Origin of the sequence: Pseudomonas sp. VI4.1, from assembly GCF_002029345.1 — a bacterium.
Classification (GTDB): domain Bacteria; phylum Pseudomonadota; class Gammaproteobacteria; order Pseudomonadales; family Pseudomonadaceae; genus Aquipseudomonas.
Map to the genome: position 1 here is coordinate 24,427 of NZ_MULM01000174.1, position 17,803 is coordinate 42,229.

Below are 17,803 nucleotides of genomic sequence, written 5' to 3' on the forward strand. Positions count from 1 at the left end.
AGGTCATGGCACGCCCGGGTTATTTTTATCGTAATCCAATTACGCATAACGTAATTTGATTGGTAATGACCGTCAAGCTATAAAGACGCCCATTCGTCCCGGGATCACCGCTTCCATGGAAAAGCCAGACAGCAACGGCAAACAGAAAGTCCGCTCGGCCGAAGTCGGTACCGACATCCTCAAGGCCCTGGCCGAGTTGTCGCCATCGACCTCGTTATCGCGTCTGGCCGAACACGTGCAGATGCCGGCGAGCAAGGTTCACCGCTACCTGCAGGCCTTGATCGCCAGCGGCTTTGCCGAGCAGAACAGCACCACCAACCATTACGGCCTGGGCCGCGAAGCCTTGCGCGTCGGGCTGGCCGCCCTCAACAGTATGGACGTGCTCAAAGTCGCCGCCCTGCCCTTGGCCGAGTTGCGCGATGAACTGAACGAAACCTGCTTTCTGGCGGTGTGGGGCAATCAGGGCGCAACCGTGGTGCATATCGAGCCGGCGGTGCGCGCAGTGACGGTGGTCACGCAATTGGGCTCGGTGCTGCCATTGCTCAGCTCATCGACCGGGCTGGTATTCGGCGCATTCCTGCCCAAGCGGGAAACCGTGGATTTGCGCGAGCAGGAACTGCAAAACGACAGCGCGCACGCCCTCGCCGACGATCAGACCTATGAAACCCTGTTCGGGCAGATCCGTGACCGCGGCCTGCATCATGTGCATGGCTTGCTGATGCCCGGCTGTCGATGCGCTGTCGGCACCGGTGTTCAACGCCGTCGGCCACGTGGCGGCAGTGATCACCATTGTCGGCCCGGCCTCGTTGTTCCATGCCGACGAAAACGGCCCGGCGGCCCGGCGATTGCTGGCGACGACGCAGGCCGTGAGTTGGCGGATGGGCTACGAGTCGCCCGCCGTCAAATGACAATGCCCAATGCCTTGGCCCTGGCCACCGCTTGAGTCCTGCGTTCCACCCCCAACTTGCCATTGATGCGTCGCGCGTGGGTTTTCACCGTGTGCAACGAGATGAATAACAGATCGGCGATTTGCTGGTTCGAGTTGCCCTGTGCCACTAACGCGAGCACTTCGATTTCACGTTGACTCAACCGGTTCCCGGTGGCCGCCGCCACCTCAGGATCATGCCCCGGTTCGGCCCGTCCAATGGCCTGCGGCAACCGTGGCTGGCGCAACTGCAAATCGCGCAAGGCCTGTTGCAGGTGACAACGCTCGACCAGGGCCAGGCCTTCCTGCAACGATTGCCGGGCAACGGCCGGGTGGTCGGTCAGCCAGGCGACTTCGGCCAGCGCCAGGTGCAATTGCGCCTGCAGCCCCGACATCCCGCGCAGCCTGGCCCACTGCAATTGCGCCTCGAGCCGGGCCAACGGCTTGTGCGCCTGTTCCAGATAAACCTCGGTCAATACCAGCAGATACTCCAGGACCGGAATCAGCTCCAGCGTCGCCGGCGGCGCCTGACGTGCGTGGGCCCCCTGATAGTGACGGAGCACCCGGGTCAGGGCTTCGTGCGCCAAGTGCGGCCGGCCTTGTTGCAGCCAGAAATGGCAACTCATTTGCAGCAGGACACTGCGGTACACCGTGTCTGGAATCCGTCGTTGCTGCATCAGCCGTTCGGCGTCACGCAGCAGCACGAAAGCTTGAGCGTAATCCAGCCGATTGGCCGCCAATTGTGCCAGGCCGAGGAACCCGTACAGCGCGCGTTTATCCTGGTTGCGCAGGCAGATCTGCAGGCCGCTCTCGAAATGCGCCGCGGCCTGCGCTTCCCGACCCTGACTCAAGCTCAGGCGGCCACGATGCAGGGCCAGCCGTCCGAGCAAGGGTTCGGCCAGCGGTTGCTGCCGCAGGAGCAGGCCGTCCATGTTGGCGAGCAAGTGCTCGGCTCTGGCGCAAGCCCCCCGTTGCTCGAGCAACTGGGCGTGATCGAGTTCCAGCAGGCCTTCGAATACCAGCGAGCCTTGCGCCCGGGCCAGGCACAACGCCTCACGGTTGAGCGCCTGCGCCACCTCGAGTTCGCCCCGCACCAGGGCCTGTTGCGTCAAACCGGACAGGCACAGCAGCCGGACGGGCCAGAGCGCTGGCCCCAGCGCGTCGAGCGCCTCAAGCAGGTGTGCCCGCGAAGCGTCCATGCGCCCCTGCAAATGCAGCAACCAGCCTTGTTGCGCCTGCCAGCGCGCGATCAATTGCCGTTGATGGAACGCTGACGGTTGGGGCAGGAAGCGCGACAAATGGGCGATGCACTCCCCCGCCTGCTCGAAGCGTCCGGCAAACAACAAGGCCGCGGTGACCAGCCCGACCAGTTGCGGCGAACCGAGCATCAGTTCTTCGCCTTGTTGCTCGTGCAAACGCAACAGCAGCACCACGGTCTGCTCTTCGAACAGCTGCTCGAAATTGAAATGCTGCAACAAGCTGACGGCGACCTCGAACTCTTCGGCCAGCAAGGCCTGTTCGAACGCGGCCTTCCAGTCCCGTTCGGCGGCGAACCACTGACAGGCACGCCGATGCCAGGAGCGCCCGGCTGGCCATTGCTCGTCGCGCATCAAGCGGGTCAGGGGGGCGAAAATCCGCAGCCAGTCTGCCGAGTCTTGCCAGGGCTCGATGAAGCAGCCCAGTTCCTGCAGCGCATTCAAGTATTGAGCGCCCTCGCCCGCGCCGAACAGGTGATCGCAGAGCCGGGCATTGAAACGTGGCAAGTGGGCCAGCACCCGCCAGGCTTCGGCCAGCTCCGGGGTCAGGCTGGTGAAGAGCTCATGTTCCAGGTAATCGTGCAGGGTGTCCGGCCGACCGTGGAGTGTGTCGCTGCGTGACCCGTCGCATTTTTGCAGCAGCGCCATCCGTACCCCGGCGCACCAGCCACCCGTGCGCTGGAAAATCCACTCGGCAGCTTTCGTGGCCTGGACCGGCTCCAGGTGATGCAGCAGGGGTTCGATTTCACCCTGGGTGAACGCCAGCGTGGAACGTTCGCAATCGTACAATTCATCATCCAGCAGCAGGCGTGGCCAATTGCATTGCGGACGCCGCCGACCGCTCAGCCACCAGGTAACCTGCGGGCTGCTGATGGCCAGCAACCGGTCGAGCAACAGATCCAGTTGCGGCTGGGGCAACCGGCAATAGTCATCGAGAAACAGCCAGGTGGCTGTCTGCAATCGAGCCAGATGCGCCAGCAATGCGGGTTCATCCGAAGCCGGCAACCCCAGGGTTTGCGCGAGGCGCTGGCGAAAATCGACCACACCGATCGCCTCCCCCGCCAACGGCAGCCAATGGACCTGACACTGTGCGGGCGCCTGCAGCAGGCATTCGATGAGCAGCGCACTCTTGCCGCTTCCCGCCGGTGCGCAGAGCAATTTCACCCGCGCCGTCGATGCCAGCAAGGGTTCGATCAACCGTTCGCGGGACTGGTGGTGGCAAGACAAACGGGGCAGGAGTCCAGGACGGTCCAGACACAGCGTCATGGCAGTCATAGTGGTGCGCCTTTTTTATAATTGTGGCGCCACCCTAGCCCTGTCCCGCCAGCTTGTTGAAGAAGTATTCAACACACTGATCGCGCCCTATAAAAAAGGTGACCTTATGTCACCTTTTTCTGTAGGACGACTGTAGGAAAGCTACCTCACCCCTGTACTCCGCAAGGCTGCCGGCGTGTAGTCCCCTGCTTTGGCGACGACCCCGAACTCGAAGCTGCGCTTCTCCTCGTTCTTCATCCCCAGGGCAATGTAGCGACCGGCAATCAGGTCATACAGCGCTTCGACGGTATACGCCGGGACCTGGTGATCGTAGTAGAACTGCGCATGCCCTTCGGCGACGCGCCACAGCTGACCGCGACCGTCGTAGTGGTCGGCCAGTGCGACTTGCCAGCTGTCTTCATCGATGTACATGTGGCGCTTGGCATACACGTGCCGCTCGTTCGGCTTGACCGTCGCGACCACCTCCCAGACCCGGTGCAGCTCATACCGGGTCAGGTCCTGATTGATGTGCCCGGCCTGGATCACGTCGGTGTACTTGAGGTTGGGCGAATCGAGCTTGTAGCTGTTGTACGGGATGTACATTTCTTTCTTGCCGACCAGCTTCCAGTCGTAGCGATCCGGTGCCCCGGAAAACATGTCGAAGTTGTCGGTGGTCCGCAGCCCGTCGGACGAAGTGCCCACGCCGTCGTAGGCGACTTGCGGCGCACGGCGCACACGGCGCTGGCCGGCGTTGTAGATCCAGGCCTTGCGTGGTTCCTGGACCTGATCTAGGGTCTCGTGCACCAGCAACACGTTGCCCGCCAGCCGCGCTGGCGCGGTGACTTCCTGCTTGAAATAACTGAGTACGTTCTCATCGCTGCCCGGTTTCAGATCCCCCAGCAGCGACGGCACGGCGACCTCGTCCTTGAAGCGGATGACGGTGAAATCCCCATTGGTCTGCGGTGTAGCCTGGGTGATGGTGCGGCGCAGGTTACCGCCGTGATAACGGGTGACGTGGTTCCAGATCACCTCGACGCCGTTCTTCGGAATCGGGAACGCGTAGTAGCGATTGCCGGTGAAATTGGCCAGGCCGTTGCCGTCATTGATCGGTGTTACGTTCAAGGCGCTGCGCTTGGCCGACTCATTGATCTCCGCTGGCACGGCCACGGTACGGTGGGTGGGGTAAACCGGGATCTTGTAAGTCTCCGGGTAGCGCTTGAACATTGCTATCTGGCCATCGGAGAGCTTGTCCTTGTACTTGTCCACCGTCGCCGCGGTGATGGTGAACAACGGCTTTTCATTGGCGAACGGGTCGGCCAGGAAACCCTTGCTGTCCACGGCGCCGGCGTTTTTCGGCAGGCCACCGGTCCAGGCCGGGATCGAGCCATCGGCGTTGCCGGCCTTCTCGCCGCCCAGCGGGGTCAGGCTGGTGCCGAGTTTGTTCGCCTCTTCCGGCGACACCGCGGCCATCACGTTGACAGCCAACAGGCTCAGGGCCAGGGCGCCGCATTGCAGAATCATCTTGCGCATTGATTTCATCCTCTCAGCCAGATCAGAAGTTCACGCCAAAGCTCAGCGCCAGGAAGTCGCGGTCTTCCAGGGTGTTGTAGTCACCGCCGAAGAAATCGGTGTAACTCAAGCTCGCGGTATAGGTGTTGCGGTAGTCGGCATCGACACCGAGGCTGATCGCCTTGGCGCCTTCGTTGAACAGCCCGTTGGGGCCGTAACCGGCGACGTCATGGGACCAGGACAGGTTGGGTTTGAAATTGATCCCGGCGATGACGTTGTTGTAGTCGAGGATGGCGCGGGCGCGGTAGCCCCAGGAGGTCGACGTGACGAAGCCGTCGGTATCGCCGCCAAAACCGTATTGGCCGTACACCGAGTCGCGGCCGTAGCGCAACCTGGAGCGGCCCTCCAGCCCACCGACGTGGACAACGGCCGCTTCACCCACCAGGGTCAGCCGGTCCGCGCCCATCACCTGGTCGATGAAGTGGGTCAGGGTGCTCTGGATCTGCGTCACTTCCTTGCGACGATAGCCTTTGTTGTCCGCGCCTGGCGTCGTCGCGATCGGCGATGCCGCGCCGCCGGCGATCGGGTTGAGCATCGCCAGCGTCAGGTCGGTGCTGTTGAGCTGCACCGGTGCGTTGGGGCGATAGCTGATCTCACCGGTCCATGCGGTGCCGGTAGGCAAGGTGGTCGAGAAGCTCGCACCGTAGAGTCGAATGTCTTCCGGGTACTCGAGGTAGTACTGGCCGCGACCGAGCATCACGCTCTGGGCCAGCGCCGATCCGGTGCCGGGCGCAATCGCGTTGGCGGTACCGACGATGGCCGGGATTTGCGACAACGTGCCCAGGCCGGCCGTCGTGGTGCCGACGTTCGGGGTGCGGCTGTGGTAGTTCATGAAGTACAGGCCGTATTCGGTGTCGTCGCCCAACCAGCGCAGCGCCGTGCCCCATTGCCCGGAGTCGCGGGCGTCGCGGTCACCGCCACGGGGCACAATCACCCCTTCCCTGCCGACCTGGAAGCCCTGGCCAAATGCGGCGGCAATCGGTTGCAACGGCGCGATGGCCGGGCTGGCGACTGTGTAGCCCGTGGTGCAACCGTCTGCTGCCACGTCACCGCCAAAGAAGGTGCCGCAGTTGTCGAGAACGGTCTGGTCCCACTCCAGTTGATAGAAGCCTTCCACCGTGAGTTTGTCGGTCAGGCCCTGGGAGGCGAACAGCATGTTCACCGGGATCAGGCCTTCCTTGATCTCGGCGCCAGGGCGGCGGAACGCCGACACATCGACCGGGTTGATGCTGTTGATCGAGTTGCCGATGAAGGTGCTTTCACCCCAGCTGACCACCTGCTTGCCGGCACGCACGGTGCCCGGCAGATCGGCGATGGAATAGTTGTGATAGACGAAGGCGTCGAGGATCTGCGCACCGGCAGACTTGGCACCTTCCTTGCGATTTTTATCGCTGATCGGCTTGAACTCGCGGTCCTCGTCCTTCAGTTCGAAGTCGTACCAATACTTGCCTCGGACAAACACCCCGGTGTCGCCATACTTCAGTTCGAGATCGTGGATCCCCTTGAAGATCTTGGAGAAGGTTTCGCCCTTCTTGAAGTTCAGCCGCCCGTCGTCACCGGTCGACGCCTGGCCGGTCCCGCCATTGACGGTGCCCACCAGCGCCTTGTCGGCATCGCGCATGCCCCAGCTTGCGCCGACGGACAACGAGGAGTCGAAGGTCCCCTCGATTTCGCCAATGTTGAATGAAATGGCCTGCGCCTGGGCGCAACAACCCAAGGCCACCGCGGCGGCCAGGACCTGCGGTGTGAAGATGGCGCGCATTGTTGTTTTTGTCATGCGTCTTCCCCGGTGAGTGACAGAAGACCACACCCTACTGCCGCATCCCGAAGGCGATAAGCGCACCAAGGAGGTATTCGTGGTGTCGCTCTTAAGGATGAATGGCGGCAGCGGGTGGGGTTCTGCCCGGGATATGGATGGGCTGGATGGAGGGTTATCAACGCAAGGCATGGCGCAGCGGGGAGCAAAAAACGACTGTTACCCAAACCGCAACAGTGCATGACCGAAATCACTATTTTTCCTTTGCGGCCAAAGGCTTATTCTTGTCGGGCTTTAACGGCAAACAGCCTGAAAGCATCAAACCAATGGCCTGTGATCAATCCATTCCATTGGCGACGGATTTCAGATGAATTGAAAATATTCGACTCGTCACCCTGTGTTCACTGACGTTGATTTGTTGCTCCTTGATCCAACGTCTTACTTTGGCCGCTGCGTTTGCAGCGGCCTTTTTTATGGGCGGCATTCACTGGTTTGGAGGCCATTGCATTTTCCAGCTTGGACACGATCCCTTGTAGGAGCCGGCTTGCTGGCGATGATCGTTAACGAAAACGCGTGCGGTCTGGTTAAACGCGGCGCACTTGAGTCCATCGCCAGCAAGCCGGCTCCTACAGGTATTGCGTTACATGTGTTTCCCGGAACTCCGTGAAAGCCTTTTTTAGAGGGCGAAGCTTTTCCATCGCCTACATAACTTTCGGAAAGTGACTACACGACTATGTAAACATATGAAACACCGAATGATTAAAGTTAATAACAGCCAGCACTCATTTGCAATCGTGTGCCGACATCAACTTTATTCATTAAGAGTACGCTTTCATGATATCGACTAACTACAAAAACAATCACTGCACAAAGATTTTTAAAAACCAAATACAATTTCTGGTCTTTCACTATACCGCCGGCACCTTCTCCAGTTCACTCAAAGTACTGACCGGTCCGGATGTCAGCGCCCACTATCTGGTGCCCGATGTGACGGATCAAAGCTACTTGAAAGCAGGTCACACCGGGCAGGAAGTCTTCAATCTAGTCGACGAAACCAAGCTCGCCTGGCATGCGGGCGTCAGTCACTGGGGCGAGCGGAACAATCTGAATGACGCTTCTATCGTTGTAGAAATTGTCAACCTCGCGTCCTTTAACCTGGGGAAGTTCACCTTACCTCCTTATCATCCAGCACAAATTGCAGCAATTGTAGAGCTGGCGCTGGACATCCTTGAACGCTATCCGGGCATCAACCCCACCCGTGTTCTGGGTCACTGCGATATTGCGATCGGGCGCAAAAGTGACCCGGGGCCGCAATTTCCCTGGCATGCGCTTTACTTGAAAGGCATCGGTGCCTGGTTCGACGAGACCACTCGAAATGCCATTCAGCAGCAATATGTCGAGTCCGGCATTCCAGCCCGGTCCGAATTGCTGAAGTTGTTCAAGACTTACGGGTATGACGTGTCCGGCGCGGCAACCGAACAAGGCTTCACCCAGCTTGTCCGGGCATTTCAGTTGCACTTTCGCCCGGAAAAATATGACGGGGTCATGGACGCGCAGACGGCAGCGAATCTGGGGGCGTTGGTTCGCAAGTATTTTGCTTGAAAACCCTCTGAAATGGCCGTTGCGATTGCGCGGCAATTTTAGTGGAGCTCGTCTCGCCGCAATAAAAATAATAGTTATTTAACCCAACCCTACAAATATTCCCTGCAACACGTAAGAAAAATCTTTTTATACAAAAGACTATTCCTAGCTTACGCATGATTCAGAAATTTCCCTCAATTTTCTACGTTGATGCCCACGCTACTTTCAGACCCACTTTGTTGGGTTTCGTCGTAACTTTAAAGGACACGGAGCAATAGTTGACGACTAAACAACGGCAATTAATCAGCTTCGAACATTAAGAAAATTCACAGGGACACGAATATGCAAAAACCTCCAAAACCACCGCAGGGAAACAACTCAAGACCTGGTTTTCTTGACATAACTTCGCCTGTAGAGATAAAAGGAATCGCACCTGATCATTTTATACCCCCGCAAAGAACTGGAGCCAACTTGCAACCTGGCCCCTTTGGGCGCGGCGTATCGACATACAACCAAAACAGAGGCACCGTAATTAACACGACCCGGGCGCTGGAAGAGGAATATCAGGTTAGGTCCAGCCAATTGCCGCAAACCATCGAGGCAGAACTGGCAGCGACCCGACAGGAAGGTCCCACGGATCCAGTTCCGCCATTGGAATCAATCGTCCGCGAACTAGGCGTACTGAACAGACTTACAGAACGTAAAGCCGCAGAGTCTCACAGTAAAACAGCCACCGCCAATGCGTTTTATGGAGGTGATCCATTTAACCGGCATATCAATGAATTCATGCTCAAAGCCACAAAGATAGAGAAGTGGCCGGGACCGAATGGCATTGCCATGCAGGCCTTGAATGAATCACTCAGAGCCGCGATCGACGCCAGACTGCTGTCTCAAACCCTGCAGTCGCTCCAACAACGAACCGTCAATCTTCAACACACCTTCAATGTTATGCAGGCTGCCGAGCAAGCGCGATTGGCGGCAGAGCAGGAAGCACAACGTGTAGCTGCCGAAGAGGCACGCAAAGCGCAAGAGGCAAGAGCACGGGAAGAGGCTGCCGCAAAGGAACTTGCAGAGCGGGATGCGCAAATAAAAGAACTTCTAGAAGCGATGGAAGCGTTGAACGCCGCCCGAGCCAATAGGCCGTTTCCCGTCTCAGGTCAGGCGGCGGCAGCAGGTCCGGTGTTCACCGTTGCAGCGGCAAGCCTCGCCACAAGCACGGCAACCACCGTGGCAATCCAGACCAGTTTGCGCGCAGCGGTCTCTGCTGTGATTGCTGCGGTAGCAGCATCTGCAGGCGCGGTTGTTGGCGGGTTTGCAGCGCTGCTGTTGCCCTCGCCACTGGGCAACAGCGATCTCTACGCCTTGAGTGTACCGCTAACGGATCTCGCGCCTGGCGACTCCCATGACTTGCACGCCATTGCAGAGGCCAATGGGGAAATCGCACTGCCGGTCGCTATTGGCTCCAGGACTGTGGGTAACACAACGGAGTTCTTTGTAGCCGCAACCAACGGCACAACGGTGCCTGCCAAAGTGCCGGTGCGGCTCGCCGCTTTCGATCCAGGTCTGAACGCCTACAAGTCCTATAACCCGGATGTGCCATCCATTGGCATGACCTGGACGCCAATTGTCACACCTAACGATGCGTCCACTACATTGCCAGCGGACGAGCAGAAGATTGCCGTCTATGACGGCGCTACCGTGACGGCACTGGAAGGAAGGCTCGATGATTTTCCAGAGTTGGATCTCTATAGCTTTGGTGGATTCATCACGGTATTCCCGGCTGATTCGGGGATGCTTCCGACTTTCACGATGTTCAGGGATCGACGCAATGATCCTGGTGTAGCAAGCGGTTACGGAGACGAAATATCCGGTATTTGGTTGGCGCCAGCCTCAGAGGCTAACGGCGCAGTGATTCCCAGGCAGATTGCGGATAAACTCCGAGGACGGGTGTTTTCAAGTTTTAGGTATTTTAGAGAAGCTCTCTGGAAAGCTGTCACTGACGATCCTGAACTGGTTAAACAGTTCACTGCAAACAATGTTAACGAAATGAAAAATGAACGAGCCGCGTTTACGCGTAAACGTGACAGGTTGGGTGGCCGGGTAAAATTTGAATTACATCATGTGAACCCAGTTTCTAAAGGCGGCGAGGTATACGACGTCGACAACATCCGAATTACCACTCCAAAACGGCACGCCGAGATACATAAAGGAGAGAAGTGACATGAGCAGCCTGTCCGACTATACCGAAATTGAGTTTCTAGAATTCGTAACTCGAATTTGCAAAGCAGAATATCCTACCGAAAAGGCCCAGATTGACGCAGTACTTCTGTTTGAAGAACTGACAGAGCATCCTGACGGCTCCGATTTGATTTACTATGCGAACTCTGACGAGGATGCAACCCCCGAAATTATTACTCAAAAAGTTAAAGCGTGGCGAGCTGAAAACGGTAAGTCCGGCTTCAAATCCGAGTAATTGAAACAACAGGGTCAAGAATTTGTTCTTGACCCTGTTGTAATTTTACAACGAATATTTCTGCAAATTCTCCATCATCTCCTTCAACGCCTCAATATTGTCCTTCGGATGCGCCGCCCCCTCGAAATCACAGATCTGCCGCCAATGTGCCGCCACATCCTCCGGCGAGAACCCCACCCGCGGATCAAACCCGGCGCCCAGGCTGCGTTCCCAGCGGACCTTGCCCATCCAGCCGCCACCGACCTCAAACAACCCGGAGGTTTCCTGGCAGTTCTCGCTGGCCAGGTACACCACCAGCGGGCTGACCAGTTCCGGCTTGAGTTGTTCGAACACTTGCGGCGGGATCAGGCCTTCGGTCATGCGGGTGCCGCCGGTGGGGGCGATGGCATTGACCAGGATGTTGTTCTTGCGGCCTTCGATGGCCAGGGTGCGGGTCAAGCCGTAGAGGCCGAGTTTGGCCATGCCGTAGTTGGACTGGCCGAAATTACCGTAGATGCCCGAGGTCGAGGCGGTGAAGATCACCCGGCCGTAGTTCTGCTCGCGCAGGTGCGGCCAGGCGGCGCGGGTGACTTTGTAGGCGCCTTCGACGTGGACCCGGTACACCAGGTCCCAGTCGCCGTCGTCCATTTTATGGAAGGTCTTGTCCCGCAGGATCCCGGCGTTGTTGACCACGACGTCGACCCGACCGAATACATCGAGGGCGTGCTGGACGATTTTGTCGCCATCGGTGACGGAGTCATGGTTGGCCTCGGCAGTGCCGCCCGCCTCGCGAATTTCGGCCACCACACGGTCCGCCGCCGAAGCGTTTGCGCCTTCGCCCTGGGCCGAGCCGCCGAGGTCGTTGACCAGTACTTTGGCGCCCTGTTTGGCGAACAACAGCGCATGCGCCCGCCCCAGGCCGCCACCTGCACCCGTAATAATCACGACTTTATCTTCGAAGCGCACAGACTCGTTCATCGGGGGGACTCCAGCAGGCCAGGGACAGTGAGTCCGAGTGTCAGGCACGGCGATGCTGGTCACAATGAACACGGGGGAGGCTGAATAGTGTGCGATAAGGCTGGGGGATGATGAGTTGGAATTTGCGGTGGATGTTAAAAGATCGCAGCCTCGTTTCACTCGTCAGCTCCTACAGAGTGCGCGTACGCCGCAATGTCGCGGATGTACCCGTTTGGCGTAGGAGCTGACGAGTGAAACGAGGCTGCGATCTTTTCGGTGCGACTCAGGAACATGCCACCTTGCGCGGCGGCGAAACCTGCTGATCGCGGAACTCCAGATAGTGCTTGAGCACCAGCCCCGGCGCTTCGGTCTGCGGGTAGTGGCCGATGCCGGGCAACAAGACCGTATCCGGGTTGGGGATCAGCTCCCGATAGCGCTCGACCATGTGCGCACCGGAGACCGGATCGACCTCGCCGTCGATCACCCGCAACGGCACTTCACCGCGCTGCATCGCACCGACCCAGCGCTCGCGCTGCACTCGCCGCTCGGGGATATAGGCGATCAACTTGTGCATGACCCGTGTCCCGTTATTGCTCTCGATCAGGCTCCAGAAATCATCCATCTCGCTCTCGGTGGGGCGGCTCTGGGGACCGAAGATCTGCCGGAAACTCTTCACCAGCCCGTCACGGGAAAAGGCTCGCCCGATCATCCAGCCCAGGGGACTGAGCAACAGTTTTTGCATCAGCACCGGGCGATGAGCTTCGGGGAACAGGCCGCCGTTGAGGAATACGCAGCTGGCAATATCGATGTGCGTTTCGTAATGCCTGGCCAACAGTTCCTGGGCGACGCTGTCACCATAATCGTGGGCGAGAACATGGACCGGCTGCTCGACATTCAAATGAGCCAGCAATGCCTGCTGCAGATCGGCCTGCTCGAGCAGGTTGTATTCATGGTCCTGCGGTTTGGCGGAGTCGCCAAAGCCGAGCATGTCACAGGCAATCACCCGATACCGCTGGATCAGGGGCTGCCACAGGTAATGCCAGTCCCAGCTGGCGGTCGGGAAACCATGGATGAGCAACAGCGGCTCACCCTGCCCCGCCGTCCAGTAACGGATGGCCTGGCCACGAAATACGAACGTCTGGCCGCGCTTGCGCCAGACACACAGGGGGATCTCGGCGAGTGGCATCAGCATTTATAACCCGGTTCGAGTTTATCGAGTTTGCGCAGCAGCGCCGGCCCTTTGACACTGGAGGGTGAATGAACGGTGGTTACGCTCACGGCAAGGAACCTCGGCTTTTTATTATGGAGTGTTGCCAATGACTACCGAGTCTAGTCAGCCTCCAGAGATCGTGTAGTTGCATTGGCAGCCAGCTTGATGGCCTAGCGAGTCAGTGCGCCGCCAGGCTGGATCCCATCAAAGTCTCGCCTTGCCGCGCGAGCGGTCGATCAGCCCCGCAGGGTACTGACCAACTCCGCCAGCCAGGGCTCGGCGTCGGTTTCCGGGGTCACGCTTTCGCTGGCGTCCAGGCGCAGCATGGGCAGCACTTCGCGAATGCCCAGTTCGCCGAACAGTTCACGCATCAGCTCCCCGCCGCCACAGAAGGTGTCGCCGTAGCTCGCATCGCCCAGCCCGATCACGGCGCCCGGCAAGCCACGCCAGGCCGCTGGCAACTGGTCGCGTATGGCGAAATACATCGGTTGCAAGTTGTCCGGCAGCTCGCCCATGCCAGTGGTCGAGGTCACCGCCAGGAAGGCCTCGGGGCCAAAGGCCTGAACATCGGCGAGGCTCGCGCGCGGGTTATGGAAGGTGGCGAAGCCTGCGTTCTGCAAAATGCTCGCAGCGTGGCGGGCGACTTCTTCAGCCGTGCCGTACACCGAGCCGGAAAGGATGGCGACTTTCATCAATCTAATCCTGAATCTGAGTAAAAAAGAGGGGGGATATTAACAGCCACAGCAAAAAATCTGCGATTAGCTCTCATTTCGCATTGAGGGCCACTAGAGTTCTTTTTTAGAATGCTGCTCAATCAATCTGGAAAGGACCCTCCGATGATCAACGCACAACTGCTGCAAATGGTGATCAACGCTTCCAACGACGGCATCGTGATTGCCGAAAAGGAAGGCGAGCAGGACGACATTCTGATTTACGTCAACCCGGCATTCGAGCGGCTGACCGGTTATACCAGCGAAGAAATCCTCTATCAGGATTGCCGCTTCCTTCAGTCCGGGGACCGCGATCAGCAAGCCCTGCCATTGATTAGAGAGGCATTGCGCAGCGGCGGTTCCTGCCGGGAAATTCTGCGCAATTACCGCAAGGATGGCACGCCATTCTGGAACGAACTGTCGCTGTCGACGGTGAAAAATCCGCACGACGGGCAGACTTATTTTGTCGGCGTGCAGAAAGACGTCACCGTCCAGGTCAAGGCGCAGCAGCGGGTGGTGCAGCTGGAGGCGCAATTGGCTGAAGTCCAGGCCGAACTTGCCGCACTCAAAGCGACGAACGGCGAAAACAAAACCGCGAATTAATGGTCACTTACTACAATCACCGATGACTTTGTAACTATTTTCTTCGAGCCAATCATGCAGCGCGACGCACTCCTGACCCAGGATGAACTGGATTTTATCCAGACCATGCAGCATAACCCGCAACTCAATGTGCGGGATGCGACGTCGAGCCTGCTGGTCAACGGTGGTTCGCAGATCCGTGACTTGCTCACGCGCCTTGCCGCTCATGAGCAAGTCACCCTCCAGGCCACGTTCGAAAACCAGCAGATGACCTTCCCGCTGCAGCTGGTGGAAGACGAGTTTCATGCGCTGCATTTACGCCTCGGCGTACCCAGCATCTATGAAGACGGGCCGATGGTCCGGCCCTGGCGCCTGGTGCTCGAGGAGCCGGTGGCGCTGGAAAATGCCAGCGGCCAGCCCGGCAGAATGTGGGTACACGAAGTGTCATTCAAAGGGGTGTTGCTGGAAGTTCGCAACAAGACCAAACCCCCCAGGCATTTCGCCTTGTGGTTCAGCCCGTCAGGCTATGAGCGGATTGCGTTGCGCGGCACCCTCGAGAAAGAAACCGATAACGGCTTCCATGCCTATCAGCTGAACCAGGGCGACAAGGACGAAACCGAGCGTCTGCGCCAATTCATCCTGCAACAGCATCGGCTAACCCATCCCGCCCTGCATCTCTGACTCACGTATCGAGATTGCCGGCCAGGAACTGCTTCAACCGTTGGCGCATCACCATTGCCTCGCTCCCCAGACATCCGACCGACGATCCGGCCAGGCTCTCCTGCGCCAGATCCGACGCATCCCCTGCCAGCATCAACTGGCAATCCAGCCCCAAGGCCAGGCGATTCAAGCGTCGTGGCAACTCGGGTGCTGGCATATGATTGGAAAACAGCACCAGCGCCTGGGGCTTGACCCTTTCGCAGACCAGGGTCAATTCGTCGAAAGGCTGACCCAGCGCCAGCACTTGAATGGCCGAATCGACACTGCTCAGAAACAGCGCCGTGACCAGCACTTCGAGTTCACGGCACTGATCGTTCAGCGCGCAGACAATCACCCGTCGCGGCTGCATGACCCGCACCAGCAGCAGACGCTGCAACACCCGAGAACGCAGGAAGCCATCCAGAAACAGCCATTCGCTGGCCTGGCCATAGGCTTCCTGGCGCTGCAGCAACAGTTTCCACAGCGGCAGCAGGATGTTCTGAAACACCACCGTCAGCGGGTAACTGGCAAAGATCTGCCCATAGACCTGCTCCAGGCGAGGCTCGTCAAAGGCACTGACCGCCGCCTGGACTTGCTCCTGCCATTGCGCGTAATCCGCTTGCACCAGCTCATTCGGGATAATGGGCGACAGCGCCTGGAGCGGTGCAGCCCGAGCCAGAATCTTGCCGACCTTGCTGACCGCAACGCCGCGTTCGATCCAGCTGAGAATGCTGCGAATGCGCTCGATATCGTCCATCGAATACAGACGATGTCCACTGTCGGTGCGCATGGGCTGAATCAGCCCATAACGTCGTTCCCAGGCGCGTAGCGTGACCGGGTTGACGCCGGTCAGGCGCGCCACTTCGCGAATCGGAAACAGCTCTTCCTGTCCGAGCGAAGCAGTGCCTTGCACAGTTGAGACATCGTCGATCAACACAGGCATGTACATGTCTACGTCCATGTGAATTGGATCCTATTGTACCGCGCTTGCCCTATCGTTATTCAAGGCCTGCAGAAGACACGCGCGTAATAGGTGTAGGTCTCCCGTTCGCTGGTATAGTTTTGCTCTCACTGCGACGCGAGCCGTTCATGACCTCTTCATTCGCCCCGATCCTCATCACCGGCGCCGGCCAGCGTGTCGGCCTGCACTGTGCGCAGCGATTGCTCGAAGACGGCCACCCGGTGATCTTCAGCTACCGCAGCGAGCGCCCCGGTGTGCAAACCCTGCGCGACCTGGGGGCGACCGCGGTGTTTGCAGACTTCTCCACCGAGGCCGGGATCTTTGCCTTCATCCGCGAACTGAACACCCACACCGACAGCCTGCGGGCGATCGTCCATAACGCCTCCGAATGGCTGGCCGAAACCCCGGACACTGACGCCGCCGCCTTTACCCGCATGTTCAACGTGCATATGCTGGCGCCCTACCTGATCAACCTGCATTGTGCCGATTTGCTCGAACGCTCGTGCCCCGCCGACATCGTGCACATCAGCGATGACGTGACCCGCAAGGGCAGCAGCAAGCACATCGGCTATTGCGCCAGCAAAGCCGGGCTCGATAGCCTGACCCTGTCTTTCGCCGCCAAATACGCGCCGACCATCAAGGTCAACGGTATCGCGCCAGCCCTGCTACTGTTCAACCCCGACGACGACGCGGCGTACCGCGCCAAGGCATTGGCCAAGTCGGCCCTGGGCATCGAACCCGGCAGCGAAGTGATCTACCAGAGCTTGCGCTACCTGCTCGACAACCCTTATGTCACCGGCACCACCCTGACCGTCAACGGCGGACGGCACATCAAATAAGCGCCCCCGCGAGGATGTTCCATGACGTTATCCCTGCCCCAGAACTATCGCGAGATCCTCATCGGCCTCGGCGAAAACCCCGACCGCGAAGGCCTGCGCGACACCCCGGTGCGCGCCGCCAAGGCCATGCAGTACCTCTGCCATGGCTACGAGCAGAGTGTCGAAGCAATCGTCAACGGTGCGCTGTTCGCTTCCGACAACGATGAAATGATCATCGTCGACAACATCGAGCTGTACTCGCTTTGCGAACATCACATGCTGCCCTTCATCGGCAAGGCTCATGTGGCTTATATTCCAACGGGCAAGGTGCTGGGCCTGTCGAAGATTGCGCGGCTGGTGGACATGTTCGCCCGTCGCCTGCAGATCCAGGAAAACCTCACCCGGCAAATCGCCGATGCCGTGCAGCAAGTGACCGGTGCGGCGGGCGTCGCGGTGGTCATCGAAGCCCGGCACATGTGCATGATGATGCGCGGCGTCGAGAAACAGAATTCGACCATGAACACCTCGGTGATGCTCGGCGCCTTTCGCGAATCGAGCAACACCCGCCAGGAGTTTCTGCAATTGATCGGACGGAGCAAGTAGCAATGCCACAACTTCAACCAGGAATGGCGCGCATCCGGGTCAAGGACCTGTGCCTGCGTACCTTCATCGGGATCAACGAGGATGAAATCCTCAACAAGCAGGATGTGTTGATCAACCTGACCATCCTCTATGCCGCCCAGGAAGCGGTGCGTGACAACGACATCGATCACGCGCTGAACTACCGGACCATCACCAAGGCGATCATCGCCCACGTGGAGGGCAATCGCTTCGCCCTGCTCGAACGCCTGACCCAGGAAATTCTCGACCTGGTCATGGCCAACGAGTCGGTGCTGTATGCCGAGGTCGAGGTCGACAAGCCCCACGCCCTGCGATTTGCCGAGTCGGTGTCGATTACGCTGGCGGCGAGCCGCTAAGCTTCAAGCCTCAAGTCGCAAGCTGTAAACTGACAGCCACCGCAATCCATCTTGCAGCTTGAAGCTTGCCGCTTGAAGCTGTCTCTCCGAGACCCC

Annotated in this window: 16 protein-coding genes and 1 pseudogene; 10 read left to right on the forward strand and 7 right to left on the reverse strand. The window is 58.9% G+C overall.

Annotated features, from left to right (window positions below; all coding sequences use genetic code 11):
- Nucleotides 1–115: 115 nt before the first annotated feature.
- Nucleotides 116–908: pseudogene (locus tag BZ163_RS24465) on the forward strand (IclR family transcriptional regulator).
- Here the strand turns inward: BZ163_RS24465 and BZ163_RS24470 are convergent.
- The 3 genes from BZ163_RS24470 to BZ163_RS24480 all read right to left on the reverse strand — a co-directional run bounded on the left by BZ163_RS24470 (nucleotide 901) and on the right by BZ163_RS24480 (nucleotide 6,781).
- Nucleotides 901–3,456, reverse strand: coding sequence for a LuxR C-terminal-related transcriptional regulator (locus BZ163_RS24470; RefSeq protein ID WP_128872961.1), 2,556 nt, complete (start codon nucleotides 3,454–3,456; stop codon nucleotides 901–903). The pseudogene BZ163_RS24465 and the gene BZ163_RS24470 overlap by 8 nt on opposite strands.
- 141 nt (nucleotides 3,457–3,597) lie before the next feature.
- Entirely contained in the window at nucleotides 3,598–4,965 is a 1,368-nt protein-coding gene (locus tag BZ163_RS24475) for a DUF1329 domain-containing protein (RefSeq protein ID WP_128872962.1), read from the reverse strand.
- Nucleotides 4,966–4,987: 22 nt separating this feature from the next.
- Entirely contained in the window at nucleotides 4,988–6,781 is a 1,794-nt protein-coding gene (locus BZ163_RS24480) for a DUF1302 domain-containing protein (protein ID WP_128872963.1), read from the reverse strand.
- A gap of 146 nt (nucleotides 6,782–6,927) precedes the next feature.
- On the opposite strand from BZ163_RS24480, the gene BZ163_RS34945 reads away from it, so the two are divergent.
- From BZ163_RS34945 to BZ163_RS24500, 4 genes are all read left to right on the forward strand, one after another.
- Nucleotides 6,928–7,131: a hypothetical protein gene (locus BZ163_RS34945; protein WP_168187399.1), complete on the forward strand. Its 204-nt coding sequence runs from the start codon at nucleotides 6,928–6,930 to the stop codon at nucleotides 7,129–7,131.
- 463 nt (nucleotides 7,132–7,594) lie between these two features.
- Nucleotides 7,595–8,362: an N-acetylmuramoyl-L-alanine amidase gene (locus tag BZ163_RS24490; RefSeq protein ID WP_128872965.1), complete on the forward strand. Its 768-nt coding sequence runs from the start codon at nucleotides 7,595–7,597 to the stop codon at nucleotides 8,360–8,362.
- 450 nt (nucleotides 8,363–8,812) lie between these two features.
- On the forward strand, nucleotides 8,813–10,561 hold the full coding sequence (locus BZ163_RS24495; protein WP_256579109.1) for an S-type pyocin domain-containing protein: 1,749 nt from the start codon (nucleotides 8,813–8,815) through the stop codon (nucleotides 10,559–10,561).
- 1 nt (nucleotide 10,562) lies between these two features.
- Nucleotides 10,563–10,814 carry a bacteriocin immunity protein gene (locus BZ163_RS24500; RefSeq protein ID WP_128872967.1) on the forward strand — a complete coding sequence of 84 codons (252 nt, stop codon included), beginning with the start codon at nucleotides 10,563–10,565 and terminating at the stop codon, nucleotides 10,812–10,814.
- Nucleotides 10,815–10,859: 45 nt separating this feature from the next.
- On the opposite strand, the gene BZ163_RS24505 is transcribed toward BZ163_RS24500, so the two are convergent.
- From BZ163_RS24505 to BZ163_RS24515, 3 genes are all read right to left on the reverse strand, one after another.
- Nucleotides 10,860–11,771, reverse strand: a complete 912-nt coding sequence (locus tag BZ163_RS24505; protein ID WP_128872968.1) for an SDR family oxidoreductase — start codon at nucleotides 11,769–11,771, stop codon at nucleotides 10,860–10,862.
- A gap of 262 nt (nucleotides 11,772–12,033) precedes the next feature.
- Nucleotides 12,034–12,936: an alpha/beta fold hydrolase gene (locus BZ163_RS24510; protein WP_128873044.1), complete on the reverse strand. Its 903-nt coding sequence runs from the start codon at nucleotides 12,934–12,936 to the stop codon at nucleotides 12,034–12,036.
- A gap of 260 nt (nucleotides 12,937–13,196) precedes the next feature.
- Complete coding sequence (locus BZ163_RS24515; protein WP_128872969.1) at nucleotides 13,197–13,652, reverse strand: flavodoxin; 456 nt, start codon at nucleotides 13,650–13,652, stop codon at nucleotides 13,197–13,199.
- 144 nt (nucleotides 13,653–13,796) lie between these two features.
- On the opposite strand from BZ163_RS24515, the gene BZ163_RS24520 reads away from it, so the two are divergent.
- Both BZ163_RS24520 and BZ163_RS24525 read left to right on the forward strand, forming a co-directional pair.
- Nucleotides 13,797–14,273 carry a PAS domain-containing protein gene (locus BZ163_RS24520; protein WP_128872970.1) on the forward strand — a complete coding sequence of 159 codons (477 nt, stop codon included), beginning with the start codon at nucleotides 13,797–13,799 and terminating at the stop codon, nucleotides 14,271–14,273.
- Between the two features lie 54 nt (nucleotides 14,274–14,327).
- The gene (locus BZ163_RS24525) at nucleotides 14,328–14,933 is read left to right on the forward strand and encodes a hypothetical protein (RefSeq protein WP_128872971.1); all 606 of its coding nucleotides are present in this window, start codon (nucleotides 14,328–14,330) and stop codon (nucleotides 14,931–14,933) included.
- 1 nt (nucleotide 14,934) lies between these two features.
- Here the strand turns inward: BZ163_RS24525 and BZ163_RS24530 are convergent, their stop codons facing one another.
- Entirely contained in the window at nucleotides 14,935–15,912 is a 978-nt protein-coding gene (locus tag BZ163_RS24530) for a MerR family transcriptional regulator (RefSeq protein ID WP_128872972.1), read from the reverse strand.
- Nucleotides 15,913–16,040: 128 nt separating this feature from the next.
- On the opposite strand from BZ163_RS24530, the gene folM reads away from it, so the two are divergent.
- The 3 genes from folM to folX are packed head-to-tail and all read left to right on the forward strand — an operon-like array spanning nucleotide 16,041 to nucleotide 17,707.
- A complete protein-coding gene (gene folM / locus BZ163_RS24535; protein ID WP_128872973.1) occupies nucleotides 16,041–16,751 on the forward strand; it encodes a dihydromonapterin reductase in 711 nt (236 codons plus the stop codon).
- Nucleotides 16,752–16,772: 21 nt separating this feature from the next.
- Complete coding sequence (folE, locus tag BZ163_RS24540) at nucleotides 16,773–17,333, forward strand: GTP cyclohydrolase I FolE (protein ID WP_128872974.1); 561 nt, start codon at nucleotides 16,773–16,775, stop codon at nucleotides 17,331–17,333.
- Between the two features lie 2 nt (nucleotides 17,334–17,335).
- The gene (folX, locus tag BZ163_RS24545) at nucleotides 17,336–17,707 is read left to right on the forward strand and encodes a dihydroneopterin triphosphate 2'-epimerase (RefSeq protein ID WP_008026970.1); all 372 of its coding nucleotides are present in this window, start codon (nucleotides 17,336–17,338) and stop codon (nucleotides 17,705–17,707) included.
- Nucleotides 17,708–17,803: the final 96 nt, after the last annotated feature.

Coding starts and splice junctions, on each gene's coding strand:
- BZ163_RS24480 (WP_128872963.1), bottom strand. CDS start 6,781: ATGACAAAAACAACAATGCGCGCCATCTTCACACCGCAGGTCCTGGCC.
- folE (WP_128872974.1), top strand. CDS start 16,773: ATGACGTTATCCCTGCCCCAGAACTATCGCGAGATCCTCATCGGCCTC.
- BZ163_RS24530 (WP_128872972.1), bottom strand. CDS start 15,912: ATGGACGTAGACATGTACATGCCTGTGTTGATCGACGATGTCTCAACT.
- BZ163_RS24490 (WP_128872965.1), top strand. CDS start 7,595: ATGATATCGACTAACTACAAAAACAATCACTGCACAAAGATTTTTAAA.
- BZ163_RS24510 (WP_128873044.1), bottom strand. CDS start 12,936: ATGCCACTCGCCGAGATCCCCCTGTGTGTCTGGCGCAAGCGCGGCCAG.
- BZ163_RS24515 (WP_128872969.1), bottom strand. CDS start 13,652: ATGAAAGTCGCCATCCTTTCCGGCTCGGTGTACGGCACGGCTGAAGAA.
- BZ163_RS24470 (WP_128872961.1), bottom strand. CDS start 3,456: ATGACTGCCATGACGCTGTGTCTGGACCGTCCTGGACTCCTGCCCCGT.
- folM (WP_128872973.1), top strand. CDS start 16,041: ATGACCTCTTCATTCGCCCCGATCCTCATCACCGGCGCCGGCCAGCGT.
- BZ163_RS24500 (WP_128872967.1), top strand. CDS start 10,563: ATGAGCAGCCTGTCCGACTATACCGAAATTGAGTTTCTAGAATTCGTA.
- BZ163_RS24475 (WP_128872962.1), bottom strand. CDS start 4,965: ATGCGCAAGATGATTCTGCAATGCGGCGCCCTGGCCCTGAGCCTGTTG.
- BZ163_RS24505 (WP_128872968.1), bottom strand. CDS start 11,771: ATGAACGAGTCTGTGCGCTTCGAAGATAAAGTCGTGATTATTACGGGT.
- BZ163_RS24525 (WP_128872971.1), top strand. CDS start 14,328: ATGCAGCGCGACGCACTCCTGACCCAGGATGAACTGGATTTTATCCAG.
- folX (WP_008026970.1), top strand. CDS start 17,336: ATGCCACAACTTCAACCAGGAATGGCGCGCATCCGGGTCAAGGACCTG.
- BZ163_RS34945 (WP_168187399.1), top strand. CDS start 6,928: ATGGAGGGTTATCAACGCAAGGCATGGCGCAGCGGGGAGCAAAAAACG.
- BZ163_RS24520 (WP_128872970.1), top strand. CDS start 13,797: ATGATCAACGCACAACTGCTGCAAATGGTGATCAACGCTTCCAACGAC.